At 49.1% G+C, this 26,440-nt stretch carries 21 protein-coding genes and 2 pseudogenes; 10 read left to right on the top strand and 13 right to left on the bottom strand.

Annotated elements, in window-relative coordinates; genetic code table 11:
- Nucleotides 1-23 precede the first annotated feature (23 nt).
- Nucleotides 24-923 carry a site-specific tyrosine recombinase XerD gene (gene xerD, locus PCO85_03765; protein WJV54578.1) on the bottom strand — a complete coding sequence of 300 codons (900 nt, stop codon included), beginning with the start codon at nucleotides 921-923 and terminating at the stop codon, nucleotides 24-26.
- Nucleotides 924-1,238: 315 nt separating this feature from the next.
- On the opposite strand from xerD, the gene PCO85_03760 reads away from it, so the two are divergent.
- From PCO85_03760 to fldB, 6 genes are all read left to right on the top strand, one after another.
- Nucleotides 1,239-2,021, top strand: coding sequence for an IclR family transcriptional regulator (locus PCO85_03760; GenBank protein ID WJV54577.1), 783 nt, complete (start codon nucleotides 1,239-1,241; stop codon nucleotides 2,019-2,021).
- A gap of 35 nt (nucleotides 2,022-2,056) precedes the next feature.
- Nucleotides 2,057-3,262, top strand: coding sequence for an L-rhamnonate dehydratase (gene rhmD, locus PCO85_03755; GenBank protein ID WJV54576.1), 1,206 nt, complete (start codon nucleotides 2,057-2,059; stop codon nucleotides 3,260-3,262).
- A 72-nt stretch (nucleotides 3,263-3,334) separates the two neighbouring features.
- Nucleotides 3,335-4,621 carry an MFS transporter gene (locus PCO85_03750; GenBank protein WJV54575.1) on the top strand — a complete coding sequence of 429 codons (1,287 nt, stop codon included), beginning with the start codon at nucleotides 3,335-3,337 and terminating at the stop codon, nucleotides 4,619-4,621.
- Between the two features lie 25 nt (nucleotides 4,622-4,646).
- Nucleotides 4,647-5,483, top strand: coding sequence for a 2-keto-3-deoxy-L-rhamnonate aldolase (gene yfaU / locus PCO85_03745; protein WJV54574.1), 837 nt, complete (start codon nucleotides 4,647-4,649; stop codon nucleotides 5,481-5,483).
- Nucleotides 5,484-5,824: 341 nt separating this feature from the next.
- A complete protein-coding gene (locus PCO85_03740) occupies nucleotides 5,825-7,150 on the top strand; it encodes an MFS transporter (GenBank protein ID WJV54573.1) in 1,326 nt (441 codons plus the stop codon).
- 350 nt (nucleotides 7,151-7,500) lie between these two features.
- A complete protein-coding gene (fldB, locus tag PCO85_03735; protein WJV54572.1) occupies nucleotides 7,501-8,019 on the top strand; it encodes a flavodoxin FldB in 519 nt (172 codons plus the stop codon).
- 207 nt (nucleotides 8,020-8,226) lie between these two features.
- On the opposite strand, the pseudogene PCO85_03730 reads toward fldB, so the two are convergent.
- From PCO85_03730 to cydD, 5 genes and pseudogenes are all read right to left on the bottom strand, one after another.
- A pseudogene (locus PCO85_03730) lies at nucleotides 8,227-8,385 on the bottom strand (IS5/IS1182 family transposase).
- A 73-nt stretch (nucleotides 8,386-8,458) separates the two neighbouring features.
- Nucleotides 8,459-9,505 carry a cytochrome d ubiquinol oxidase subunit II gene (locus PCO85_03725; protein ID WJV54571.1) on the bottom strand — a complete coding sequence of 349 codons (1,047 nt, stop codon included), beginning with the start codon at nucleotides 9,503-9,505 and terminating at the stop codon, nucleotides 8,459-8,461.
- Between the two features lie 21 nt (nucleotides 9,506-9,526).
- A complete protein-coding gene (locus PCO85_03720) occupies nucleotides 9,527-10,981 on the bottom strand; it encodes a cytochrome ubiquinol oxidase subunit I (GenBank protein WJV54570.1) in 1,455 nt (484 codons plus the stop codon).
- Between the two features lie 225 nt (nucleotides 10,982-11,206).
- Nucleotides 11,207-12,886 carry a thiol reductant ABC exporter subunit CydC gene (gene cydC / locus PCO85_03715; GenBank protein ID WJV54569.1) on the bottom strand — a complete coding sequence of 560 codons (1,680 nt, stop codon included), beginning with the start codon at nucleotides 12,884-12,886 and terminating at the stop codon, nucleotides 11,207-11,209.
- The gene (gene cydD / locus PCO85_03710) at nucleotides 12,883-14,655 is read right to left on the bottom strand and encodes a thiol reductant ABC exporter subunit CydD (GenBank protein ID WJV54568.1); all 1,773 of its coding nucleotides are present in this window, start codon (nucleotides 14,653-14,655) and stop codon (nucleotides 12,883-12,885) included. Before cydD ends, cydC begins: the two co-directional genes overlap by 4 nt.
- Before the next feature lie 121 nt (nucleotides 14,656-14,776).
- Here cydD and PCO85_03705 point away from each other — a divergent pair.
- Nucleotides 14,777-15,339: pseudogene (locus tag PCO85_03705) on the top strand (transposase).
- Nucleotides 15,340-15,370: 31 nt separating this feature from the next.
- Here PCO85_03705 and rlmF read toward each other — a convergent pair.
- From rlmF to sdhE, 3 genes are all read right to left on the bottom strand, one after another.
- Nucleotides 15,371-16,303 carry a 23S rRNA (adenine(1618)-N(6))-methyltransferase RlmF gene (rlmF, locus tag PCO85_03700; protein ID WJV54567.1) on the bottom strand — a complete coding sequence of 311 codons (933 nt, stop codon included), beginning with the start codon at nucleotides 16,301-16,303 and terminating at the stop codon, nucleotides 15,371-15,373.
- Between the two features lie 200 nt (nucleotides 16,304-16,503).
- Complete coding sequence (locus PCO85_03695) at nucleotides 16,504-16,935, bottom strand: protein YgfX (protein WJV54566.1); 432 nt, start codon at nucleotides 16,933-16,935, stop codon at nucleotides 16,504-16,506.
- On the bottom strand, nucleotides 16,916-17,182 hold the full coding sequence (gene sdhE, locus PCO85_03690) for an FAD assembly factor SdhE (GenBank protein WJV54565.1): 267 nt from the start codon (nucleotides 17,180-17,182) through the stop codon (nucleotides 16,916-16,918). Before sdhE ends, PCO85_03695 begins: the two co-directional genes overlap by 20 nt.
- Before the next feature lie 271 nt (nucleotides 17,183-17,453).
- Here sdhE and ygfZ point away from each other — a divergent pair, with 271 nt between their 5' ends.
- Nucleotides 17,454-18,440, top strand: a complete 987-nt coding sequence (ygfZ, locus tag PCO85_03685; protein ID WJV54564.1) for a tRNA-modifying protein YgfZ — start codon at nucleotides 17,454-17,456, stop codon at nucleotides 18,438-18,440.
- 67 nt (nucleotides 18,441-18,507) lie between these two features.
- Here the strand turns inward: ygfZ and PCO85_03680 are convergent, their stop codons facing one another.
- Nucleotides 18,508-19,155 (bottom strand): hemolysin III family protein, encoded by a 648-nt coding sequence (locus tag PCO85_03680; GenBank protein WJV54563.1) that lies wholly within the window; start codon nucleotides 19,153-19,155, stop codon nucleotides 18,508-18,510.
- Between the two features lie 226 nt (nucleotides 19,156-19,381).
- On the opposite strand from PCO85_03680, the gene PCO85_03675 reads away from it, so the two are divergent.
- Nucleotides 19,382-19,990 carry an HD domain-containing protein gene (locus PCO85_03675; protein WJV54562.1) on the top strand — a complete coding sequence of 203 codons (609 nt, stop codon included), beginning with the start codon at nucleotides 19,382-19,384 and terminating at the stop codon, nucleotides 19,988-19,990.
- 368 nt (nucleotides 19,991-20,358) lie between these two features.
- Nucleotides 20,359-21,291, top strand: coding sequence for a restriction endonuclease (locus PCO85_03670; GenBank protein ID WJV54561.1), 933 nt, complete (start codon nucleotides 20,359-20,361; stop codon nucleotides 21,289-21,291).
- Between the two features lie 411 nt (nucleotides 21,292-21,702).
- Here PCO85_03670 and PCO85_03665 read toward each other — a convergent pair.
- From PCO85_03665 to gcvH, 3 genes are all read right to left on the bottom strand, one after another.
- Nucleotides 21,703-22,916, bottom strand: a protein-coding gene (locus PCO85_03665; GenBank protein ID WJV54560.1) for an IS3 family transposase whose coding sequence is annotated in 2 segments (ribosomal slippage) — nucleotides 21,703-22,574 and nucleotides 22,574-22,916 — 1,215 coding nt in all. Because the reading frame shifts where the segments join, the coding sequence is not laid out codon by codon here.
- Nucleotides 22,917-23,074: 158 nt separating this feature from the next.
- On the bottom strand, nucleotides 23,075-25,948 hold the full coding sequence (gene gcvP, locus PCO85_03660; GenBank protein ID WJV54559.1) for an aminomethyl-transferring glycine dehydrogenase: 2,874 nt from the start codon (nucleotides 25,946-25,948) through the stop codon (nucleotides 23,075-23,077).
- An 80-nt stretch (nucleotides 25,949-26,028) separates the two neighbouring features.
- Nucleotides 26,029-26,421 carry a glycine cleavage system protein GcvH gene (gene gcvH / locus PCO85_03655; GenBank protein WJV54558.1) on the bottom strand — a complete coding sequence of 131 codons (393 nt, stop codon included), beginning with the start codon at nucleotides 26,419-26,421 and terminating at the stop codon, nucleotides 26,029-26,031.
- Nucleotides 26,422-26,440 lie beyond the last annotated feature (19 nt).

The following is a 26,440-nucleotide window of genomic DNA, read 5'->3' as shown; positions in this document are numbered from 1 at the left end:
TCATCATATCCGTAAATGGCCTGTCATGCCCGAGGATGATGCTGTTTATGCAGTTGTTTAAGGCGCTCTGTCGCGACATGTGTATAAATTTGCGTGGTGGAAAGGTCACTATGACCCAACAGCATCTGTACAACCCGCAAATCAGCGCCGTGGTTCAATAAGTGGGTCGCAAAGGCATGACGCAAAACATGCGGAGAGAGTTTCGCACTATCAATAGAGGCGAGAATCGCATAGTGCTTGATACGATGCCAGAAAGTCTGACGAGTCATTTTCTGACTCCGGTTGCTGGGAAACATGATATCCAGTGTCCGGCCATTCAGTAACCAGGGACGGCTGTATTCCAGGTACTGCTCCAGCCAGTAAACCGCTTCTTCCCCCAGCGGCACCAGCCGTTCCTTGTTACCTTTTCCGACTATGCGCACCACCCCCTGATGCAGGCTGACATCACTGATGGTCAGTCCCACCAGTTCGGAAACACGCAACCCAGTGGCGTACAACACTTCCAGCATGGCTTTATCCCGCAGTTCAAGTGGTTGCTCGACGCTGGGTGCCTTCAATAGAGAGTCGACTTGCGCCTCCGACAAGTCTTTTGGTAAACGCTGCGGTAACTTGGGAGAAGAGAGCACCGCACTAGGATCGTCCAGCCGCTGTTTTTCCCGATAAAGATATTGAAACAGGCGCCGCATGGCACTCAACAGACGAGCCGAACTGGTCGCTTTATAGCCACCCTCGATCCGTTCCGCCAAAAATGCTTGTAAATCCAGTGATTGAACCTGCAACAGATGATTGTCGTGATGCGCCAGCCACTCGGCCAGCGACTGCAAATCCAGCCGATAAGACGCCAGCGTATTCTCCGCCAGATTCCGCTCCAGCCATAAGGCATCGAGAAACTGCTCAATCAATGCCTGATCCTGTTCATGCATACGCTTTTCCTCTTTATCTTTCGGCTGACGCTTATCTGTCTCTACAGACTATTTTCCGTTGCAACAGAACGTAAATGGAATAAAACCACACTGAATACCCCCCATGTTACGCCAACAGAAAATGAAGACGGCTCCGTAATATGAATTGTCAGTACAACCTGTTGTACTCAAAACAAAAAAATCCGTGAAGTTGCTCACAACTATAAATGCTATTTTCCCGTTTTTTCGCACCACCTACGGTTACATGACCTCCGTCACATAATACCTGAAGAGAACCCACAATACTGATTCCACTAAGCAAGACAGGAGTCCAATATGTTGGAATCAAGCAAAGTTCCGGCGCTGACCCGCGCGATAGAGATCATGAATCTAATTGCCCGCCGAGGTCCACTTTCAGCCGCAGAGATCATTGCTGAACTCACCATCCCGAAAAGCACCGCCTATCTGTTGCTGGCTGAACTGAAGCGGCATCGCTTCATCTCTGTGGATACCAACGATAACTATTGCCTGTGGACAAAACTGGTGGAATTGGCAGAACACGCGCTTAGCAAAATCGATCTGCGTGAAATCTCCCGTGCACGCCTGACACAATTGATGGAGCAGACCAACCTGCTTTGTCATCTGGGAATCATTGACAATGGAAACGCCTACTACATTCTGAAAGTCGAATCCTCTTCCACCATCAGTGTGCGTTCACATGAAGGGAAAAGCCTGTCGCTCTCGCGTTCAGGTATCGGCAAATGTCTGCTTGCCTGGCAACCGGAAGAACAGCGCGAAAAAATTATTGCCGACCTCGACTTCACAGCCAAAACCCCCAGCACCATCACGACACCGGAGCAATTACACACCGAACTCAACCATATTCGCCGCCAGGGCTGGAGCTATGACAATGGCGAAGATTATGGGGATGTTCGCTGCGTCGCCGCACCGGTATTCAACAGTCGTAACGAACTCACTGCCGCCATTTCGGCAGTAGGAACACGGTTGCAAATCAATAACGACAACCGTGATCTGCTCGCGAGCCAAACCCTCGCCTGCGCCAGGGATATTTCCCGTTTACTGGGTTGGAGAAGTCCGTTCGATTCCCAAACAGCCTAAACCTTATATATAACTACAATAGTGGAGAATGAAAGATGACCTTACCTACTATCAAACATATCCGCGCCTGGACCTTAGGTGGAGCCACCGCAGAGAAAGGCAGTGGTGGTGCCGATTACCACGATCAGGGAGGCAACCACTGGATCGACGATCACATCGCCACACCGATGAGCAAATACAAACAGTATGAACAGTCACGTCAGTCTTTCGGGATCAACGTGCTGGGTACACTGGTGGTGGAAGTCGAAGCGGATAACGGCCAAACGGGCTTTGCGGTGTCTACCGCGGGTGAAATGGGCTGTTTTATTGTCGAAAAACACCTCAACCGCTTCATTGAAGGCAAATGCGTCAGCGACATCAAGCTGATCCACGATCAGATGCTGAACGCCACCATGTACTACTCCGGTTCTGGTGGTCTGGTGATGAACACCATTTCCTGCGTTGATTTGGCGCTATGGGATCTGTTTGGCAAGGTCGTGGGGTTGCCAGTGTATAAACTCTTGGGTGGCGCAGTACGCGACGAGATCCGTTTCTATGCAACTGGCGCACGTCCCGACCTCGCCAAAGAAATGGGTTTTATCGGCGGCAAAATGCCCACGCACTGGGGGCCACACGATGGTGATGAAGGCATCCGCAAAGATACGGCCATGGTGGCGGATTTCCGCGAAAAATGCGGACCAGACTTCTGGCTGATGCTTGATTGCTGGATGAGCCAGGACGTCAACTACGCCACCAAACTCGCCCACGCCTGTGCGCCTTACAACCTGAAATGGATCGAGGAGTGTCTGCCGCCACAGCAATATGAAGGCTACCGGGAATTGAAACGCAGCGCGCCGGCGGGAATGATGGTCACCAGCGGTGAACACCACGGCACACTGCAATCCTTCCGTACACTGGCGGAAACCGGCATCGATATCATGCAACCGGATGTCGGCTGGTGTGGCGGCCTGACCACACTAGTCGAGATTGCCGCTATCGCCAAATCTCGCGGCCAGCTAGTGGTTCCGCACGGATCATCCGTCTATTCCCATCACGCGGTGATCACCTTTACCAATACACCGTTCAGTGAATTCCTGATGACCAGCCCTGACTGCTCCACCCTACGTCCGCAGTTCGACCCCATCCTGCTCAATGAGCCGGTGCCGGTAAACGGTCGTATGCACAAGTCAGTGCTTGATAAACCGGGATTCGGCGTCGAGTTGAACCGGGATCTCAACCTGCTGCGCCCTTATACCCATTAATTGCGCTGTCACGGGCCCCATTACCTGCTGGGGGACCGTGGCTACACATCACCTCTGACGAGGACACATACTATGAATACCGTTCTGGAAAGCGCGGTGAAAAAGAACCGTGCGCGGTTGATTCCGTTCATGCTGTCGTTATACATCCTGGCATTTCTCGATCGCTCCAATATCGGATTTGCTAAAGAGGCTTATCAGCTTGATACCGGTCTGAGCAACGAAGCATATGCACTGGGCGCCGGTATTTTCTTTGTGGTGTACGCCTTCCTCGGCGTCCCAGCCAACTTGTTGATGCGCAAATGGGGAGCTCGTCGCTGGATTGGAGGCACCGCCCTGATATGGGGTTTGCTCTCTGCCGCAATGGGATATGCTGATAGCGAAGCCAAATTTTTGCTCGTACGAACCCTGTTGGGTGCGGCGGAAGCGGGCTTCTTTCCTGGCATGATTTATCTGACCTCGCAATGGTTCCCACAAAACCATCGAGCCAGGATTATGGGACTGTTTTACATGGGTGCGCCACTGGCGTTGACGCTGGGTTCCCCGCTATCCGGCGCGCTACTGGAGATGCATGGTTTTATGGGGCATCCTGGCTGGTACTGGATGTTCATCATCGAAGGCGGACTAGCGGTAATTGCCGGACTAGTGACATTCTTCTATCTTGATGACACGCCACAGCAGGCTCGTTTCCTCAGTACAGAAGAAAAACAGGCGCTAATAGAGCAGTTGTCAGGGGAAGAGGAGAAAAAAACCACCTCTCGTTTTACCGATGCCATCACCAATGGCCGGGTCTGGCAATTAGCCATTATTTACATGACCATTCAGATTGCAGTATATGGATTGATCTTCTTCCTGCCGACGCAGGTAGCAGCACTGATGGGCACCAAAGTCGGCTTTGTCGTCTCTCTGGTTGCTGCCATTCCCTGGGTAGCGTCGCTGTTTGGTACGTTACTTATTCCCTATTACTCTGATAAAACGGGTAACCGTCGCAACCTCGCGGCGATGACGCTGCTGGCAGCTGCACTCGGTATTGGTATTTCCGGCCTCGTCAGCCCTATATTGGCGATGATCGCCTTGTGTGTAGCGGCAGTCGGATGTATCGCCGTACAACCGGTATTCTGGACCATGCCGACGCAGTTGCTTTCCGGTACGGCGCTGGCGGCAGGGATTGGTTTTGTCAATCTATTCGGCGCAGTTGGCGGTTTTCTGGCACCACTTATCCGTGTTAACGCCGAATCGTTCTTCCATAACAGTGCTGCCGGACTATTGGCCCTCGCAGGCGTCGCGGTTATTGGCACATTGATTATTCTCACCCTGAGTGTGGCAAAAAAGGCAACGCTGACGACCCAGGTCAATCGCTAAAGCACCACCTGAAGTAAGGATTATTATGAACAGTGAATTAGAAAAGGATGCCTTAAACAACAAGGTATTAGCCAACCCGTTCAAACGGGGACTCCAGAATGGAGAGGTACAAATAGGCCTATGGCTCAGCAGTACATCGTCTTATCTGGCAGAGATAGCCGCAACATCATCTTACGACTGGCTACTGATCGACGGCGAACACGCACCCAACACGATGCAAGATCTCTATCATCAGCTCCAGGCCATTGCGCCTTATCGTAGCCAACCCGTTATCCGACCGGTAGAAGGACAACGCAGTGTCATCAAGCAGGTACTGGATATCGGTGCGCGTACCTTGCTGATCCCCATGGTGGATACCGCTGAACAGGCACGGGACGTGGTATCAGCGACCCGTTATCCGCCGCATGGCATACGCGGCGTCGGCGCCAGCGTTGCCCGTGCCGCACGCTGGGGCAGAGTAGAAAACTACATGGCGAAAGCCAATGAAGAGCTGTGTCTGCTGATTCAGGCGGAAAGTAAAACCGCGCTGGATAATCTGGACGAGCTACTGGAAGTAGAAGGCATTGACGGTATTTTTATCGGTCCCGCCGATCTCTCTGCATCGCTGGGCTACCCCGATAATTCAGGCCACCCGGAAGTACAGCGAATTATCGAACAGAGTATCCGACGCATTCGCGCCGCTGGCAAAGCCGCCGGTTTTCTGGCAGTAGATGTCGACATGGCGAAGCGATGTATTGCCTGGGGAGCCAATTTTGTAGCGGTTGGCGTAGATACCATGCTCTATACAGAGGCGCTGGATGCGCGTCTGGCGCAGTTCAAACCCGCCACAACCGCTGCAACGCAGCAAAAAACCAGCTATTAGTCGTTGTTCAACAGCCAGGGACGGCTGTACACCCGAGACAGTTTCACCTGCCAGAGTGTATCGTTTCTCATCAGAACCGGTCGTTCCCTATTACCATCCCTTGCCTGTCAATTTCCCACCATTATTTTCCACAAGCATGAACGGGGTACAATTCGGCAATAATGTTCATATTTGTAACATCCTGTGGCAAAACCCAGACGTTAAGGAATTATGTTTCATTATTTCTCAATCTTCCGGGATACGCGCCCCATAAGGCCTGGCAACCAACGTTAGCTGAGTTTGAAAAGAAGTTTTTTCTATGCATAGAATGCGCGTTCGTATGTTAAAAAAAAGAAAAACTTATGCAAGCCTCCATCACATCCACCATCGAAAATGACGCTCTTGCCACACCGGTTAACTCCCGTAACAAGGTTGTGGTGGCTTCATTGATCGGTACCGCGATCGAATTTTTCGATTTTTACATCTATGCCACTGCGGCAGTGCTGATCTTTCCGCATATTTTCTTCCCCCAGGGCGATGCCGCGGCAGCCACGCTGCAATCGCTGGCCACCTTTGCCATTGCCTTCATTGCGCGCCCCATTGGCTCGGCGTTGTTCGGCCATTTTGGCGACCGCATAGGACGAAAAGCCACACTGGTTGCCTCACTATTAACCATGGGTATTTCCACCGTACTTATTGGCCTGTTACCAAGCTATGCGTCTATCGGCGTTATGGCACCATTGCTGCTGGCACTGGCCCGCTTCGGACAAGGGCTGGGGTTAGGTGGTGAATGGGGTGGCGCTGCCCTGCTGGCAACCGAAAATGCCCCCGCCCATAAGCGTGCGCTGTATGGTTCATTCCCACAGTTAGGTGCGCCGATTGGCTTTTTCTTCGCTAACGGCACTTTCCTGCTGCTCTCCTGGGGACTGACCAACGAGCAGTTTATGAACTGGGGCTGGCGTGTACCGTTTATTTTCTCTGCGGTACTGGTCATCATCGGTCTTTATGTTCGAGTTTCCCTGCATGAAACACCGGTGTTTGCCAAAGCGGTCAAAGCCGGGAAGCAGGTACGTATCCCGATAGGTACGCTGTTAAATAAACACCTAAAAGCAACAGTTCTCGGCACTTTCATCATGTTGGCCACCTATACGCTGTTCTACATCATGACCGTCTACTCCATGACATACGGCACTACGCCAGTCCCTGTCGGTCTGGGTATTCCACGTAATAACTTTCTGTGGATGTTGATGATTGCGGTCATTGGTTTTGGCCTGACGATCCCGATAGCCGGCCATCTGGCGGACATTTTTGGCCGTCGCAAAACCATGATCGTGATAACCTGCGCAATGCTGGTGTTCGCGATGGTTTTCCCTTCTCTGCTGGGCTCGGGTAATCAAATACTGATCATGGCATTTCTGGTGTGCGGGCTGAGCATGATGGGATTAACCTTTGGCCCGATGGGTGCTCTGCTGCCGGAACTGTTCCCCACGGAAGTGCGTTATACCGGCGCATCGTTTTCCTATAACGTCTCATCCATTCTGGGCGCTTCCGTTGCACCCTATATCGCCGCCTGGCTGACCAACCACTATGGTTTGTTCTATGTGGGTGTTTATCTGGCCGCGATGGCATCATTGACGCTGATTGCCTTGTTGCTGACCAAAGAAACCCGCCATCACTCGTTCGATTAATCTTCACGGTGAAGGCGTTACTGCCTTCACCGCAGACCGTTGACAAACCTACGTAGAGCGTCAGAACGGTGATAATGAGGAAGAGAAGTAAAGCATCCGCGCCAGGGATGGCGCGGCTTGAGCTTACAGGGAGGTACTTGCAGCGTCTTTACGATCTTCTCATTATCGCCGCTATATAGACATTGTCATCAAACTCCGGTGAAGGCGTTACTACCTTCACCGCTTCCTGAATCACATCATCATTTCGTCTATACGAGCACCGAATATTCCGTTAGGCTAGCGGCCATAACACCGTTCTGCCCATCGTGGTAAACGGTATCCTTCATCCATTCAACAATCATCAACTGCTTATGAATATCGGTCTTTTTTACGGTTCCAGCACATGCTACACAGAAATGGCGGCAGAGAAAATCCGCGACATTCTGGGTGAAGAACTGGTTGAGTTGAACAATGTCAAAGACGTCGCCCCGCAACACATGGAAGAGTACGACATCCTGATCCTTGGCATTCCCACCTGGGATTTTGGCGAAATCCAGGAAGATTGGGAGGCTATCTGGGCCCAGCTTCCCGAGCTGAATCTACGGGGAAAAATCGTGGCGTTATATGGCATGGGCGACCAACTAGGGTATAGCGAATGGTTTCTTGATGCGCTGGGCATGTTACATGACCAATTGCAGCCACTGGGCGTGAAATTTATCGGCTACTGGCCGACCGAAGGTTATGAATTCATCAGTCCGAAAGCATTAACGGCAGAGGGTAAACATTTTGTCGGACTGGCGCTGGATGACGTGAATCAATACGACCTGAGTGATGAACGCCTCCAGCAATGGTGTGAACAGATTTTGCTGGAAATGGCAGCACTGCTGTGAATACCAGACTCTGATACCACATCACGCGATGCGTTGAGCTCAACAACAACGTCATCACGAAAGGACGACTATACACGGGCCCGACACGCGTTAAGGCCCCTGCCAGAACCTCTCGTTTTCACCCTGCAATCCGGCTCTGCTACGGTTTGCAGCTATTTTTCCGGCAAATGACTAGGGGCTGTTTATCTTTTTCTGTATAAATTTTACTCAGCGATACATCGGTAGCCACGTCATTGAAAACGCCAGTGATACCATACTAACGTAATCCCTTGCTAATTCGTCATATCTCATTGATATTGTACGAAAGTGTTTAATCCTCGCAAAAGCATTCTCAACTGAATGTCAATACTTATATAAGCACCAATCATGGCTTTTCCAAACTACTCTGCTTCTTACAGTTTTTGTCTTTATGATTTTACGGCAATCATTGCTGTGAAAATTAGTTGTCATATCCTGCCAACTCGCTAAGTCGAGCTCGAAAAACCCAAGCCTGATAGAAGTTGTAAAAAAGCATGACGGGGACGAAACCAAGCATGGTATAGGTAAAGGCACCTGATGAGTTTGAAGGGTTAGCCGCATCAAATATAGTCATGGTACCAGGTACAAACCAAGGATAGAGCGTCACCATCATGATTGAAAAATTAATAAAGACAATAACAGCGAGCCAAAGCATGGCCCGCACATCTCGCTGCTGATGTGATGCATTACGCATTGCCCAGGTGGCGTACAGAACCACAGCACCTGAAAGCATAAAAGCCCACCAGTAGGGTCCAGTCCACTTATCTCTGGCCCATGAAAACTGGATAAATGTCCAGATAACGGTACTGAGAATGGCCACCAATGCCAGATAAAACATAACATTCGTCCATTTCAATGCGTTATGGTAAATATTGCTTTCCCGATCAAAACGGGCCCGAAGATAGGCCCCCCCGGCCAACGAAGCAGCAATCGTTGCAGTGACTCCTGTCCAAAGGCTAAACGGGGTTAGAAATGCTAGATAACTGCCAGAAAATGTAGGCACCTCTGTCCCCGTCATCGGGAATCCCTGAAGAAATGCCCCCAAAGAAACACCCGCAGAAAATGCCACCATCAGGCTACCAACCCCAAATCCCAAATCCCAAAAAACTCTACTGCGTTTTGAATAGTGGTGAAATTCCAAAGATATCGCCCGCAGGATGATACCCCAAAGTACAAACATCAGAGGAATCATTAAATAGTGGAACAGTGAACCATAGGCCATGGGGAAAGTACCAAAAAGTGCCCCACCTACCACCACAAGCCAGGTTTCATTTGCGTCCCAGGTGCCTGCCATGGAAGCCATGATCGATCCTTTTTCTTCACTATCCGAATAGAATAAAGAATAAATGCCGGCCCCCAGATCGGAACCATCAAGAATGATGTAAATCACGACAAACAAGCCAATTAAAACCCACCAAATAAGCGTTATCCATTGGTAGCTGTGTGTAATATCCATAATATGTTGCATATTCATTCTCTTTAACTTCGACTAAATGGTAGGCCGTACAAACAACGGTTTTCCTTCAGACTCTTCTCTTTTGGACATATTGCCCAGCGGCATGACCTCTGTTGGCGCTACACCATGAACCACTTCTGTATTCATATCGGGGCCTTTGCGGATAACTTTGGAAAAAAAGTACCAAGCCCCAAACCAGACAAGAAGGTCAAAGACCATAAAACCGATAAACCAAATAATCTCTGCTATAATGCTCATTTGGCTCACACCTTCTGAGGTGCGCATCAATCCGTTGATAATCCAGGGTTGACGGGCTATTTCACGAGTCCACCAACCTGTCCAAATGGCAAGGTAGGGCAAAATAGAACTCAAGACAACCGTGCGCAAAAACCAAGGGTGATGCTGTAATTTTTTGGCTGTAAACTGCCCACGAATACGCAAATAAAGTGCCCAAAAAGCCACTAACATCAAAGCCATTCCAGCAGCTACCATAATGCGGAAGGCGTAAAAAGGAATCAGAACAGGAGGGCGATCCGTCTTCTTAAATTGATCCAGGCCTTTTACAGTGCTAACCCATTTATGATCTTCAATCAAACTGAGAACATGAGGAATCGCAATCTGAACATCGTTTGTTCCTTTGGCTTCATTAGGCCATGCAAGCAGGTTCCAGCTTGTGTTTGGACTACCATCGGCATTATATGTATGCCAGTGTCCTTCCATTGAGGCCAAAGCAGCAGGGTCATGTTTAGCGACGGATTGCCCTAACGCATCCCCCATATAAACTTGCAGGGGTGCCACAATGACCAGTGCCATAATTGAGGCTGTCAAAGTGTGCATAAACATTTTAGAGTAGCGATTTTTATAAATCATCCAAGCTGAAATACCCGCCACAAAAAACAGTCCAATTTCAAAACAAGCAATAAGCATATGAGGAAATGCGGTCAAAAAATTTGGATTGAAAATGGCATCTGTCCAGTTATCAACCAAAAATAATCCTTTTTCTAAGTGAATACCTGTTGGTGTTTGCATCCAGGAATTGGCATCCAAAATCCACATGGCAGACAACATCGAAGAAAACGCAACGTTAAAGGTTGCGAAAAGATGCATTTTCTTGCTTATTTTACCCCAGCCAAAAATCATCAGGCCGATGAAACCCGCTTCATACATAAAGGCGGTAATCGTTTCGTAACCGAGAATATTGCCAAAAAACGGCCCTGCGGCTTGGGAAAAAGGTCCAAAGAGAATGCCAAAAGACATTTCCATTGTGACCCCTGTGGCCACGCCTGCCCCAAAATTAATGATGAATAGTTTTTCAAAAAAACGTGTCAACCGATACCATTCATCATTATTAGTCTTAAGCCAACGCCATTCACTAAAAAACAGAAAGGTGGCTAAACCAATGGTCAGCGGCGGATAAATAATGTGCATCGTCGTGATCCATCCAAAATCAAGTCTGGCAAGGTCAGTCATGAGTGAGGGGTCTGTCATTTTGTTTCTCCAGACGTTTGAAATTAAAAGACTGTTACGAGGCAGATGGTGTAAGGATGCATTGATCTTGTTGAAACCAGAGCAAGCTTTTTTCTCTAAAACTTATCATATATTATGATGATTTTATGATGTATATCAACCTATGTTTAGTATCTTGACTATTTAAAGCATAGAAGCCGCTTACCTCCTTAATCTGCAGTTATTGCAATTTAAGGAGGGCTAAAATTAAGGGATAATACGCCCTTCATCCATCATCAAGCTGTGATCCGCGAGTGTAAGTAACTGTGGACGGTGAGTAATAATGATTGCCGTTCGGCCCTGCAATAACCTCGCCAATGCTTGGGTCACTTGTTGTTCTGTGGTGGCATCTAGCCCTTCTGTGGGCTCATCCAAAATGACGATAGGGGCGTCCTTAAGGAGTGCTCTGGCAATGCCGATGCGCCGAATTTGTCCGCCTGACAGCCGGGTTGCCGCTTCCCCCACCTCGGTGTCAAACCCCTCAGGCAAAGCCAGAATATCATCTAGGATAGCCGCAGCACGACAAGCATTGAGCAATTCCTCATGTGTCGCATTGGGTTTTGAGAGGTATAAATTAGCCGCTAGAGTTGTATTAAATAGATGGACCTGCTGAGTGACAACCGCACAGAGTTTGCGGACAGTGTCGCCACTCAAATCCCCTAGACTCGTCTCGCCGATTGTAATTTGCCCACCATCGGCCGCCCAAAATTTGAGTAATAGCTGTGTCAAACTGGTTTTTCCAGAACCACTTGCTCCCCGAATGGCCAATTTTTGTCCTTGTTCTAAATAAAAGCTCACCTCGTGAAGAGCGCGTTGCTTGCCTTGCGGATAGGCAAAACACACCGAATCAAATCGTATGTCAAACTTTTGTGGTGCCGCACAAGGATTAATTGGGTCACTGACAGCTGGTTCTGCATTGACCAGATCCAGAATGCGACGTGCTGCACTTCGGGTTTCGCCTAATGCACGAAAGGCAACGGGTAGCGTAGCAACAGCCTCAAAGCTGGCCATGCCAAAAAAGGCCAGCATGACGAGTTGTGGCCCATCGAGTTGAGCACTTTGCACCAAAGAAATGGCAATAACAATCATGGACAGCCAAGTTAATTGACTAAAAAGCCCCGTCAAAGCGGTGCTACTTGCATCAATGCGATTTTGTTGCCTTTGAGGCACAACCAGTGCTTTGTTTTCTTCTTGAATGATGTCTATGCGTTGTTGCGGGTCATCATAGAGCGTTATTTCGGCCAAACCTCGTACAGTCTCACTGGTTCGTTGGCGCAAGGCCGCCCTTGCTTCAACAATTTTCTGACCACTGTTCATGCCCAAATATAGGGCCGCCCAAGGTAAAACTAGACCAACGATCAACAACCCCACTAGATTAGTCAAGGCAATAGCAGGGCTCCAAAATAAAAGGAACATCATCATCAAAAAACTGGCAAACAGCGCAGCTAAAGTAGGAGTCAATAACCGCAAATAGGCGTTTTCCAAACTATCAATGTCAGCACTAATTCGGCTTAATAAATCACCGCCTTGATAATCCTGAAGTCCTGCAGGCGCTAAAGGCTCTAATCGTTCAAAAAACCATTGCCGCAACCCAGCCAGTAGTCTAAAAGTCGCTTCATGGGTAATCAATCGTTCAAGATATCTGCCAACGGTACGCAAAATCGCCAAACCACGAATCGCTGCCGCTGGGGTAAAATAATTTATAGCTGTAGCGGTCAAGCCACTAATGGCCATTGCCGTAATAAACCAGCCAGACACAGCAAGCAATGCCACATTAGCGAGAATAACAGTGGTAGCAAGCAGCACCCCTGTAATCATCCAACCAAGATACGGACGACTGATCTCGAAAAGCCAGCGGAGTTCTCTATTATTTTGTTTACGATTCATAACCCAGCCTTGCGATACTGATGATAGTATTTAGCGTAAGCCCCTTTTAAAGACATCAACGCGTCATGTGACCCTTGCTCGATGATTTCTCCACCATCAAGTACCACAATTTGATCACTTTGCTCAATCGTAGTCAGTCGGTGTGCGATAGTTAGCAGGGTTCGGCCAACAGCCAGTCTGGCAATGGCCTCTGTAATCAGTCGTTCACTGTGAGGATCTAAACTGGCAGAAGGTTCATCAAGAAGCACCACGGGGGCATCCTTGTAGAAAGCACGCGCCAGGGCAATCCGTTGAATTTCGCCACCAGAAAGTCCTTGCCCCCGGTCACCTATAATCGTCTGAAAACCGTGTGGCAGACGATTAATAAAATCCAATGCGTATGCATCCTGTACCGCTTGGTGTAGTGCCACATCATGACCCTGCAAGCGAGGAGACAAGGCAATATTTTCTTCGATGGTGCCATGAAACAAGGTGGGGTTCTGGGGCACCCATGCCACATGCTGATACCAACTACGAGGGGATATCTGTGCTAAGGGTTTTGTGTCAATTATAATTTCACCTTGCGTAGGGCTTAAAAAACCCAGCAGTAATTGCCCCAATGTCGACTTCCCAGCACCACTGGCACCAATAAGCACCGTGTGACTGCCTGCTGGAAGATTAAGGTTCACACCACAAATAACGGAATCACGCTTGGGGTAAGCAAAATGGAGGTGAGAAAAGGTAATTTGTGGTGCCTGTTTTAGGCACAGTTCAATTTCGCCATTGTGCCCAGAGGGCGCCTGGGTATTGAGCAGTTCAATAATCGGTTCGACGGCACCCAGTGCATCCATCCGAGCATGAAACTGAGTCCCCATGCTGCGCAAAGGAAGGTAGAACTCTGGGGCAAGTAAAAGCACAAAAATGCCATTAAGGTAATGAATATCGCCATACATCAAGCGAAAACCAACATATACGGCTACCATGGCAATGCTGATGGCCGCAAAGAACTCCAACACCATTGAAGAAAGAAAAGCGATACGCAATACTTTCATGGTTTGCAGGCGGTAATCTTCTGCGATCTGGCCGATAAAATGAGCTTCTCTTTGGGCTGCATTAAATAATTTGAGTGTCGTCAGTCCCTCAATCATATCAAAAAAGTGTGCCCCCATTCTCGTCAGGATGCGCCATTGGCTACGATTAAGCTTTTCTGTTTGACTACCGATGATAATCATAAACACGGGTAACAACGGAGCTGTAATAGCCAGAATCAGTCCCGATACCCAGTCAAATGGAAAAACAAAAACCAAAATAGCCACAGGAATAATGATGACCAGTTGCCTTTGCGGCAAATACAGGCTGAAATATTTTTCAAGTGCCTCTACACCATCAACCAACTCGGTTGCACAAGCACCAGAGCGTTGCTCCCTGCTCCAGGCTGGACCTAGATCACTAATATGATTAAACAGGAGTGCTCTCAACTGGGTGCGCAGTCGAGCAGCAGCTTCAAAGGTGAATCGTTGGTTACCGTAATTGAGGATAGCTCGCAGAATAAATAAACCCACCATCCCTGCCAAATACCCCCAGACAGCCACAATAGACTCGTGTCTGATTGCTGTAGAATTCAGCACCCGTGCCAACATCCAGCATTGAGCAATTAAGAATAATCCATTAAAACCACCGAGAATGACGGCAATATTGAGAGGATTTTTAACCGCTTTAGCCTGTTTTTTGAGCCAACGATCCAATTCAAGAGTTTGTTCTCTATCTTGTAAGGAGATAGGGTTGGCCATGTGTTAATGTCCTTCGTGTTCAAATTACTAAGGAGCAGTATTGTATAGGTAAAAATTAGAGTATCTCAATCTAGTTAAAAAATCACAAACAAAGCGGTGGGAGGAAAACCCGCTTCAAATAATGAAGAACACAGGCCGCATATACAATAAACCTGAACATAGAATGACCTTTGAAGGCATCCTTTAGCGATTGCGAACAGAAATTTCCTAACATGATTTACCAACAGAGTTTGGTGACTGGAACGCCGTTTATCGTTGCTTTAACCTGCGGTCTAAGAAAGATGTATTGGATAAATTATTCAATGCGTTAGCAAAACCCGTTGATTATGATTGGGTATTTATCAGAGGGATAAAAAAATGATATTGCTCGAACAGAAAGTCTCGTTAACCATTTGAAGGAATGAACGTTTTTATCGCAGACAAACGTTATGACAGTGAAGATTTGAGGATGTAGTCGGTTCAAAAGGTAGTGAGACTGTTATTCCTAAAAGGAACGCTGTTCGAAATATAAATAAAGAAAGCATAGATTGGTGCTTATATAAGTATTGACATTCAGTTGAGAATGCTTTTGCGAGAATTAAACACTTTCTTGCAATATCAATGAGATATGACGAATTAGCAAGGGATTACGCCAGTATGATATCACTGACGTTTTCAATGATGTGGCTACCGATGTATCGCTGAGTAAAATTCATACAGTAAGGATAAACAGCCCCTAGCGTTTTTGAAACCATCTTGCACGCGCTGACGTATCAAAAAAGCTCCAGGCCACAAAGCGGCTTTGTTTCTGTCCCTGCGCCATATTGATGGTCCGCACTTTTTCGACTCCCACACTTTCCAGCGCACGATAAAGATCTGGCAGGTTTTCTTTACGGGAAACCAGTGACGTAAACCACAAACACTGCCGGGCAAAACCGGCGCTTTCATGGATCATCTGGCTGATAAAGGCTTTCTCTCCACCCTCACACCACAGTTCATCTTGTTGACCACCGAAATTCAGCGGCGAATTTTTGTCCAGCCCAAGATTATGGAGTTTACGCTGCGAGCCTTGTCGAGCATCGGCGGCTGACGCATGGAATGGCGGGTTACACAGAACGGCATCAAACGATTCATTCTTGTGGATGATCCCCGTCAGGATCGCGTTACTGTTTTTTTGACGGCGTAACCGAATAGCTCGATTAAGACCGGGGTTCGCCTCAATGGTGGCATTCGCCGCCTGCATCGCCTGAGGATTAATCTCACTTGCAGTAAAACGCCAGCCATACTCTCGATGACCAATCAATGGGTAGATGCAATTGGCACCGCAGCCAATATCCAGGATTGATGCATCACGCGGTATGACAGATTGATTATCCTCGGCCAGCAAATCAGCCAGATAATGAATATAATCCGCGCGCCCCGGCACCGGCGGGCAGAGAAAGTCTGCCGGGATAATCCAATGCTCAATCTGGTAAAAATGGTGCAATAACGCCTGGTTCAGCGTTTTAACCGCCTGTGGGTCGGCAAAATCAACCGATTCATCACCGTGGGCATTTACTTTCACGAACGGTATCAACGCCGGATGACTTTGTTTCAGCGTAGTAAAATCATAACGGCTGCGATGGCGATTACGGGAGTGCAGTACAGTTTTATCAGCGGGCGTGGTCATCAGCTTCTCTCTCATTGAACGGCGCGTAAGATACCTGCTGCGGTGCTCCCCGTAAATCATTGCCGTCATTTTTCTGCAAACGCCCAACCACGAAACATCATGCAGGTGGGCAAAAAGTGTATCAACAGTATTGATAGTAATGGAAAGGAACCGGGCCAGGCAGGAAAATGACAGGCGCCGGCAAGGCGCAGAAAACTATTTTACATCAGGCGATCACTCTGCCAGTTCTTATGCTGCAACAGCAAATGACACAAATGACGCCACTCTTCGTTCCCCATACTGTCCGACGCCAGCCATAAACTACGGCGGTACGGGCTTTTGCCCTCTACTGTGCGCAACGATAACAGGATACCGTTTTTCATTACCCACGGACGTTTTGTTATCTGCCATTCCCGGTGCTGCCAACGCAGATGGTTTTCGTTATATAGCACAATCTCCCCATGCCGGGATTTAATATTCCGTTGACTGCGAATAAAACCAAACATCACCAATGTCACCAGCCCCAGCCAGACAGACACATAACCATCTGGCCAGGGAGCCAGCAAAATCAGCAACACCAATAATCCGTGCGCCAGCAACGAGAAAAGCTGCATGCGCCAGGAAACCCGCAGATTACATTGCCACTGGACCACGGTTTTTATTTCGCGTTTGAATAAGGGAAACCATATGCTTCAAGCCCTGATCCGTTGGCTCACCGTGGTTCATCAGCCAGTTGAACAGATCGGGATCGTCGCACTGCAATAGACGGATAAAATTACGCTTATCGTCGTCACTCAATGTGTCATAGTCATGCTCAAAAAACGGCATGATTGAAATATCCAGCTCACGCATTCCGCGTCGACACGCCCAGTGAATACGTGGTTTATTATCGATATCCATGCTCTTTGCCTACTGTATCTTGGTGGTAACCGCCAGCCGCGATGAGAAGCGGTAGTGTAACCCGATTTCATCCGGTGGTATTCAACTAATAGTAACACTTTGACATATTTTACCGCAGCATTGACTCCCGTACATTTATGTCCTGCGAACTGCATCGAAAATAAGCGTGGTAACCCCATGACCATTAATAAGCCAATAACCGCTTGCAAAGCGCCGCCGCTCTTTTACCATGAAGTCATTCGCTTAAAGCACCTCACCGCAGGATGGTAATATGGCTAAGCCGCTTCCTTTTTCATCACAACCACTGTTTGCTTCATCCCAACTGCCCGCAACCCTGATGTCACTGGAAGACTGGGGGCTGGTCACCTTGTCTGGACCGGATACCGTCAAATACCTACAAGGACAGGTCACTACGGATGTCGTGGCACTGACGGCGGAACAACACGTCCTGTGCGCCCACTGCGACGCTAAAGGAAAAATGTGGAGTGACTTACGTCTGTTCCACTACGCCGATGGCATGGCATATATCGAACGCCGTACCGTGCTCGAAACCCAACTAAACGAGCTAAAAAAATACGCTGTCTTCTCAAAAACCACCCTCACCGCCGAGGACAACGTGGTGCTGCTGGCTGCCGCCGGTCAGCATATCCGCGACCTCATCGCGCCAGAGTTCGATACGCTGCCTGATGCAAAAAACACCGTAGTACAACTGCCGGGCGCGACATTGCTGCATTTTACGTTGCCTACCGAACGTTTTCTGTTGGTCCTTTCGGTTGAACGGACGACCTCCCTGTTGGAAACGTTGGGAGACAGCATTCGACGCAATAACAGCCATCAATGGTTGGCACTGGAAATAGAAGCCGGCCAGCCAATTATTGACAGCGCAAACAGCGCACAGTTCATCCCACAGGCGACCAATCTACAGGCGTTACAAGGTATTAGCTTTAGCAAGGGATGTTATGCCGGGCAGGAAATGGTGGCACGGGCCAAGTACCGTGGTGCCAACAAACGCGCCCTCTATTGGCTTTCGGGCAATGCGGCTATCGTGCCGGTAACGGGTGACAGTCTTGAACTACAGATGGGTGAAAATTGGCGGCGTACCGGCACCGTACTGGCCGCCTGTCGACTACAGGATGGGACGCTGTGGGTACAGGCAATACTGAATAACGATCTTGAGGTCGACAGTGTGCTACGGGTACGTGAAGACATCGGCAGTCAGTTGGCAATCCAAGCGTTACCGTATTCACTGGAAGAATAACCGGATATTGGTCATCAAGCTCATGGTCACGGAAATAATGAGCTTGGTGACCAGCCAAGGCACGGAATCAGACATACAAATAGATCGCCAGAAAATGACACAGACTGCCGCCCAGCACAAAACCGTGCCAGATAGCATGGTTGAAGGGAATACGCTTGCATACATAGAAGATAACGCCCAGCGTATAAAACGCGCCACCGATAACCAGTAGTGTAATACCGCCGGCAGAAATCTTCATCACCAACTGGTAGATGACAACCAGCGACGACCAACCCATAACCAGATACGTCATTAATGACAGCACTTCAAAACGGTGTGCGAACGCCAGCTTGAATATCACACCCAACAACGCCATGCTCCAGATGACAATCATCAACCCGTCAGCCAACGGGGTATTCAATCCCACCAACAGAAACGGCGTATAGGTTCCAGCTATCAGCAAATAGATGGCACAGTGATCAAACTTCTTCAGCCAGAGTTTTGCCCGTGGATGAGAAATGCCATGATAAAGCGTTGAAGCCAGAAACAGCAGAATCAAACTACCGCCGTACAGGCTGTAACTGGTAAGGGCCAGAGTATTATCACCATTGTTCACCGCCTGCACCAGTAGCAACACCAACCCGACAATCCCGAATACACAGCCAATCCCGTGGCTAATGCTGTTGGCAATTTCTTCTGCCAACGAATAATCCAAACCCCATATTTTCTTTGTCATTGCCAACCTCTGGTACTACGCGCAATCTCGCATCTCGTCAAAGACATTTTTGCGTCTGCGACGCACAAACCATGAACAGCTTAACTGAGAATAATTTCAGTGTACACGTGTAAGCTAAAATAAATCAGCTGATCCAACTTCATCACCTAATGGCAACCATCACTCGTATTAATCTCCACTCGCTTCCCCTACAATTGATGGGTTTTTATTGCCGGAGGTTACCTGGATGTCTCTTGCTTCAACCGTATTGAATTTTGGCTCCCTGACCGACGTAGTCGGGTTTTTAATGGAAATTGACAAGTTAAAAAGCGTGCAACGCCGTTCAAAAGTGATCGGCACATCACGCCATGAAGATTCCGCTGAACATAGCTGGCACTTTGCCGTCGCGGTAATGAGTCTGGCGCCTTACGCGGGAAAAGACGTGGATATTCAACGCGTCATTCAGATGGCGTTAATCCACGACATCGTTGAAATCGACGCAGGTGATGTTCTGGTCTACGACTTGCCCGCTCGCGCTGCGGTACATCAGCAGGAAGTTGCCGCCGCCGCACGTATCTTCGGCCTGCTGCCGGAGCCGCAACGACATTATTTCCAACAGTTATGGCAGGAATATGAAACCGGGGAAACAGCCAGCGCCCAATTTGCACTGATGATTGACCGCATCATGCCAGTCCTGATGAATTTGCATAATGGTGGTCAGAGCTGGGTGGAAAACGGCATCCGGCTGGAACAGGTATTGGCCCGTAACACCTTTATCAACGACATCAATCCAGAACTGTGGCAACACATGAAGCAACATCTGGAAGCCGCACAGAGCAAAGGTTGGCTGAAATAGTCGGCTTTATCATGCTTGAACAGAAGGTAAATCGGGTTCCGGCCACCGTGCTGGAATCTGATTTGCTATCGGGGGGCGGTATCGCTTAAAACCCGATACGGGCGGTGATTTGCTCATGAGTGAAAGAAACCGGGCAAGTAATTGCTATGGATGTCATTGAGCCCTACACATTTTTCTCATATCCTCATCATGTTAGGTGTGACCATCTACTCAGGTTTGTGTTTTCTGATAAGAAGTCATCATTTACCTAACCCAATAGAAACCGTAAACCCTGCGGCAACACCGGAAATTCCGCTGGTGTCACGACCTTACAGATTTACAATGTTGACGGAAAACACCTGATACCTTCACAGAAAAAAGGACTGGACGTGATACCAAGTTACCAGCAATTTATGCAGCCTTTTCTTGAGATTGCCCATAATGCTCGTGGACAGGAAGTTAAACTGCGGGATGTTATCAATCAGCTTGCAAACCAGTTTGGTTTAACTGAAGAAGAGCGTGTTGAAACCCTGCCTAGTGGCAAACAACCGGTACTCGATAATCGTGTTGGGTGGGCCAAAACCTATTTGATCAAAGCAGGGATGCTAGATTCGCCCCGCAGAGCTCACTTTATCATCACTTCTCGTGGTATCGATGCACTGAAAGACCCCAACGTAGAGATCAATAACGATTACTTAAAGCAATTTGATGAGTTTGTGGCCTTTAAGCAAAAAAGTAATGAGATAGAACTTCAGCCAACACAAATCTATGAACCCGGAATTGATACCGAGAGCGATATCACACCTGATGAAGCGTTGTTAAATGCATATAAACGTATTAACGATGCTCTGGCTGAAGAGATGCTTTCTCGCACCCGAAAAGTGTCCCCCGCGTTTTTTGAAACGCTGCTAATCGAGCTTTTACTTGCCATGGGCTATGGCGGTAGTGGCGAAGGCGCGGCCCAAGCATTAGGAAAATCTGGCGATAACGGTATTGATGGTGTAATTAACCAAGACCCGTTAGGCGTTGACCAAATATACATACAAGCCAAACGCTATGCCGAAGGCAACAACATTAGCGCCAGCGATATCCGCGGCTTTTTTGGAGCATTGAATCTTAAAAAAGCACAGAAAGGGATTTTCATTACTACGTCAGATTTCACGCCATCAGCAGTACAAACCGCCAAAGATTTATCTACACGTATTGTACTAATTAATGGCAAAGAATTAGCCAAACTCATGTTGCATTACAACATCGGCAGTCGTGATGAACAGGTATTATACCTGAAGAAAATTGACGAAGAGTTTTTTGAAGCCAGTTAAATGAGTCAAATGGAAGCACAAACCAGGGCAGAGTTAATTGATACACTATTGGCAATTTCCGGCTGAAATGTCAACGTTCCTACTCAGGTCGTCGAAGAGTTCGACATTCTTACGCAAGCGCTCAGGGAGTAAAAAACCCGCACAGGTAGTGCTCTGGTTGATGCCCATATGCGATCAGGCCATGCTGAGAACGTGCTGTTTTTGGTTGACCGCTACAATTGCAAGAGATCAAACCCACCGCTAATAATGAAGTCCTGAAGCAATTTATCGACTTTCATGTTGACCTTGAATACCGAAATACAGATATGCCACCATGATGATACTTCTCTACTGACCTTTTTGATTTCGCAAACCCACATTGAGGCAGACACAAATTTGACTAGTCCTGATATAGGTTGACACTTTTAAGCCTTAAAACGCCTGATGAACTTCATCGGGCGTTTTGTATTTTAAAGACAGATGGGGGCGCCGTGTGTTGTAGATTTCCACTGACTCCCTGACCATCTTTCTTGCCTGCACGATATCTTCTGGCCTGACGAGCAGATATTCCATTTTTAATATTCCGTTTACCCGTTCCGCCAGCGCATTCTGATAACAGTCATATCCATCCGTCATCGAGCAGATGACACCGTGACGTTCATGTAGCGCCTGATATTCTGTTGAACAGTACTGAATACCTCGGTCTGAGTGATGTATCAGCGGAGCGGCTGTGCGCTTGCTCACCAATGCCATTTTGAGCGCGGCGGCCACATGCCGGGTATGCAGACTTTCATGCACATGATATCCCACTATTTTTCTCGACCAGGCATCGGTCACCAGACTGACATACGCCGTTCCATGACGTAGTGGAAGGTACGTGATATCCGCGACCCATACCTGTTCCGAGTGGCTGGCAACAACCTGATTTTCACCTGACTTCAGTAAGTTAGGGTGACGGTGAAAGCGATGATGGCTATTCGTCGTTTTGTGATAGGCCCGTTTAGGCATCACCAGTAACCGCGAGCAACGCAGTATCTGGAACAGGCGATCACGGCCAACATGTAACGCCGGTTCTGCGTGTTGTCGCAACAAGTAATGCAATTTACGCGTTCCCAAACGGGGCTGTTGCAACCGAATGGCTGTCACTTGTTCAATGATATTTTGAGCCAGTATTTCTCTTCCACGCTCACGCTGCAAAGACTGATACCACGCCTGTCGGCTAATCCCCATGAACCGGCACACACGCGTTACTGTGAGTCCCGGCGCTTGTGCTTGCGTGATAATGTGGCTAACTGCTTTTTTGTCAGTGTGGCTCCGAACTCTGTGTTCATGACCTTCACAACCGCTTCAAAAAACTGGGCTTTGACTTCTGATTCAGCGAGTTGCTGTTCGAGCTCTTTAATTCGTTGCTCGGGAGTGAGAGGCATTTTGGGCATGTTAACTCCGCACGTTCTTGCAGGAGAGGAGGAAAACCAGTCAAGTTGACCGTACTTGCGTAGCCACGTCATGACGGTGTGGCTACCTTGAATGCCGTAGCGGTCTTGCGCCTGGCGGTAAGTCATTTCACCTTTTTCGACCTGTTCGACAACGGCCAATTTAAAGGATAGAGGGTAATCGCGTTGCGTGCGTTTAACATATTGGTTCATCACATTTTCCTCAGTGTGCGAGTTAAATGTGTCAACGCTATTTAGGATGGGTCAATTAAAACAAAAAAAGCGAACCTTTCAGTTCGCTTTTTCAGTTTTGGCATTTAACAACTCAGTCAGACACAAACTGTATTAACCGCCGTTAAATCTACTCGCTGTTACTCATAGTCGCTCATCGGTACACAGGAGCAGAACAGGTTACGGTCGCCATAAACGTCATCCAGGCGCTTCACTGCCGGCCAGTATTTGTGGCTCTGTCCAGCCGGGAATACCGCCAGTTCACGACTGTATGGGTGTTGCCAGTCACCAGCCAGCTCGGTTTGCGTATGCGGCGCGTTAACCAACGGGTTGTCATCCAGTGGCCATTCGCCACTAACTACACGGTCAATCTCTTCCCGAATCGCCAGCATGGCATCAATAAAACGGTCCAGCTCAGCCTGACTTTCAGACTCTGTGGGTTCAATCATCAACGTCCCTGCTACCGGGAACGACATGGTTGGGGCATGGAAACCGTAGTCGATCAAGCGTTTGGCAACGTCCATTTCACTGATACCACTGCTCTCCTTCAGCGGACGAATATCCAGAATACATTCATGCGCCACGCGTCCGCCACGGCCAGTGTACAACACGGGATAAGCTTCATTCAGCCTGGCTGCCACGTAGTTGGCATTCAGAATCGCCACCTGACTGGCCTGCTTCAATCCTTCCGCGCCCATCATGCGGATATACATCCAGCTGATCGGCAGAATTGACGCACTGCCAAACGGCGCGGCGGAAACGGCGCCTTGCTGCGTCAGCATGCCATCCATTGTTACCACGGTATGGCCCGGAACGAACGGGGCCAGATGGGCTTTCACACCAATCGGTCCCATGCCCGGCCCACCGCCGCCATGCGGAATACAGAAGGTTTTATGCAGGTTGAGATGCGATACATCAGCACCGATGTAGCCCGGTGTGGTAATGCCAACCTGGGCGTTCATGTTGGCGCCATCCAGATACACCTGACCGCCGTACTGATGCACAATCTGGCATACTTCACGGATGGTTTCTTCATACACGCCATGAGTAGACGGATACGTCACCATAATGCAGGCAAGATGATCATCCGCCTGCTGGGCTTTTTCCCGCAGATCATGCAGATCGATATTGCCCTGTTTGTCACAGGCCACCACCACCACATCCATTCCCGCCATATGTGCCGAAGCCGGGTTGGTGCCGTGGGCCGAACTGGGGATTAAACAGATAGTACGCGCCGCGTCGTTACGGCTTTCATGATAGCGACGAATCGCCAGCATACCGGCATATTCACCCTGCGCCCCGGAGTTCGGCTGCATGCAAATGGCGTCATAGCCAGTCAACTGTACCAACCAGCCGGAAAGCTGTTCGATCAACTGACGATATCCCAGCGCCTGCTCTGGTGGGCAGAATGGATGCAGTTCGGCAAATTCCGGCCAGGTAATCGGCAACATTTCAGCTACCGCGTTAAGTTTCATGGTGCAGGAACCCAACGGGATCATCGCCTGATTCAGCGCCAGATCCTTGCTCTCCAGACGATGCAGATAACGCATCATTTCGGTTTCGCTGTGGTAACGGTTGAAAACCGGATGGGTCAGGATGGCGTCATTCCGCCATAACGCTGCGGGAATAGACGCTGACTGAGCGCTGACGGCGGCATCGAGCGTATCAATGTTCAACCCGTGATTATCACCCAACAGAACGGCAAACAGTGTCAATACATCATCACGGCGGGTGGCTTCATCCAACGCGATACCCACCGCACCGTTCAGATCACTGCGTAAGTTGATGCCAAAACGTTGCGCCCGACTCAACACAGCGGCTTTATCAGCCACGTCAACAGTAATGGTGTCAAACCAGGTTTGATGACGCAGTGTCAGGCCGCGTTGTTGCAGACCATAAGCCAGGATATCCGTCAGCCGATGAATACGCTGGGCAATACGCGCCAACCCTTCAGGACCATGATAAACCGCATACATTCCGGCGATGTTCGCCAGCAATACCTGCGATGTACAAATATTGGAGTTGGCCTTTTCACGGCGGATATGCTGTTCGCGAGTCTGCATCGCCATGCGCAGCGCTGTATTACCGGCAGCATCGCGGGACACGCCAATGAGTCGTCCCGGCATGGCGCGTTTGTATTCATCGTTGCAGGCAAAAAACGCCGCATGCGGGCCGCCGTATCCCATCGGCACGCCAAAACGCTGGGCCGAGCCAAACACCATATCGGCGCCTTGTTTGCCTGGTGCGGCCAACAACACCAGCGCCATGATATCGGCAGCCATGCAACTGATAACCTTTCGTTTTTTCAGATCGGCCATCAGCGCGCGGTAATCATGCAGTTCGCCGGTCGTCCCACACTGCTGTAACAGCACACCAAACACATCATCATGTTTCAGCGCATCCTGCGCCTTGCCGGTGACAACCTCAAAACCCAGTGTCAGGGCACGGGTACGCACCACATCCAACGTTTGCGGATGCACATCATCCGCTACAAAAAAGCAGTTTGCCTGCTTGAGTTTGCTGATGCGCTTAGCCATTGCCATCGCTTCTGCCGCCGCAGTCGCTTCATCCAGCAATGAGGCCGAGGCCAGATCCAGGCCAGTCAGGTCTTGAGTCACCTGTTGGAAATTCAGCAACGCTTCCAGTCGCCCTTGCGACACTTCCGGTTGATACGGCGTATAAGCGGTATACCAACCCGGGTTTTCCAGCACGTTACGCAGAATCACCGGTGGCATCAGTACGGCGTGATAGCCCATTCCGATGTAGCTTTTGTAACGTTGATTGCGGCCAGCGATAGCTTTCAGCTCCGCCAGTGCCTGATGTTCCGTTACTGCCTCTCCCACCGCAGGCGGGCTGGGTAACTGAATATCAATAGGGACAATCTGCCGGGTAAGCGCATCCAGTGACTCGGCACCGATAGTCGCCAACATCTGTTGCTGCTGGCTGGCAGACGGGCCGAGGTGACGTTCAACAAAAGCGCTGTCGTGTTCAAGTTGACTGAGAGTCTGGGTCATGACGGAAATTTCCTGCATCAAACAAAATCAAACGGGCACAATAAAACGCCCCGGTTCGTTTGACGTCCGGGGCGTTGCGGTTATTCGTCTTCTTCCAACAGTGCCTGATATCCATTGGCATCAAGCAATTCATTCAGATCAGACTCATCAGCAGCTTTGATGCGGAATAGCCAACCATCACTATAAGGTGCGCTGTTAACCAGTTCGGGAGTAGTTTCCAATTCGTCGTTAATTGCCACAATCTCACCGCTGATCGGCGCATAAATATCCGATGCGGCTTTCACCGATTCCGCAACAGCACAATCTTCACCCACAGCGACGGTCGTTCCTATTTCAGGAAGATCGAGAAACACCATGTCACCCAACAATTCCTGGGCGTGTTCCGTGATACCGACACTATAAATACCATCACCTTCCGCCATCACCCACTCATGCGAAGTGGTATATTTTAACTCTGCCGGGACATTGCTCATTGCCACTCTCTCCTTCAAT

It is taken from the genome of Prodigiosinella aquatilis (genome assembly GCA_030388725.1).
GTDB lineage: Bacteria > Pseudomonadota > Gammaproteobacteria > Enterobacterales > Enterobacteriaceae > Prodigiosinella > Prodigiosinella aquatilis.
Note: the sequence above shows the minus strand (reverse complement) of the source record. Positions and strands in the feature narration are given on the sequence as shown.

Coding starts and splice junctions, on each gene's coding strand:
- xerD (WJV54578.1), bottom strand. CDS start 923: ATGCATGAACAGGATCAGGCATTGATTGAGCAGTTTCTCGATGCCTTA.
- PCO85_03760 (WJV54577.1), top strand. CDS start 1,239: ATGTTGGAATCAAGCAAAGTTCCGGCGCTGACCCGCGCGATAGAGATC.
- rhmD (WJV54576.1), top strand. CDS start 2,057: ATGACCTTACCTACTATCAAACATATCCGCGCCTGGACCTTAGGTGGA.
- PCO85_03750 (WJV54575.1), top strand. CDS start 3,335: ATGAATACCGTTCTGGAAAGCGCGGTGAAAAAGAACCGTGCGCGGTTG.
- yfaU (WJV54574.1), top strand. CDS start 4,647: ATGAACAGTGAATTAGAAAAGGATGCCTTAAACAACAAGGTATTAGCC.
- PCO85_03740 (WJV54573.1), top strand. CDS start 5,825: ATGCAAGCCTCCATCACATCCACCATCGAAAATGACGCTCTTGCCACA.
- fldB (WJV54572.1), top strand. CDS start 7,501: ATGAATATCGGTCTTTTTTACGGTTCCAGCACATGCTACACAGAAATG.
- PCO85_03725 (WJV54571.1), bottom strand. CDS start 9,505: ATGCAACATATTATGGATATTACACACAGCTACCAATGGATAACGCTT.
- PCO85_03720 (WJV54570.1), bottom strand. CDS start 10,981: ATGACAGACCCCTCACTCATGACTGACCTTGCCAGACTTGATTTTGGA.
- cydC (WJV54569.1), bottom strand. CDS start 12,886: ATGAATCGTAAACAAAATAATAGAGAACTCCGCTGGCTTTTCGAGATC.
- cydD (WJV54568.1), bottom strand. CDS start 14,655: ATGGCCAACCCTATCTCCTTACAAGATAGAGAACAAACTCTTGAATTG.
- rlmF (WJV54567.1), bottom strand. CDS start 16,303: ATGACCACGCCCGCTGATAAAACTGTACTGCACTCCCGTAATCGCCAT.
- sdhE (WJV54565.1), bottom strand. CDS start 17,182: ATGGATATCGATAATAAACCACGTATTCACTGGGCGTGTCGACGCGGA.
- ygfZ (WJV54564.1), top strand. CDS start 17,454: ATGGCTAAGCCGCTTCCTTTTTCATCACAACCACTGTTTGCTTCATCC.
- PCO85_03680 (WJV54563.1), bottom strand. CDS start 19,155: ATGACAAAGAAAATATGGGGTTTGGATTATTCGTTGGCAGAAGAAATT.
- PCO85_03675 (WJV54562.1), top strand. CDS start 19,382: ATGTCTCTTGCTTCAACCGTATTGAATTTTGGCTCCCTGACCGACGTA.
- gcvP (WJV54559.1), bottom strand. CDS start 25,948: ATGACCCAGACTCTCAGTCAACTTGAACACGACAGCGCTTTTGTTGAA.
- gcvH (WJV54558.1), bottom strand. CDS start 26,421: ATGAGCAATGTCCCGGCAGAGTTAAAATATACCACTTCGCATGAGTGG.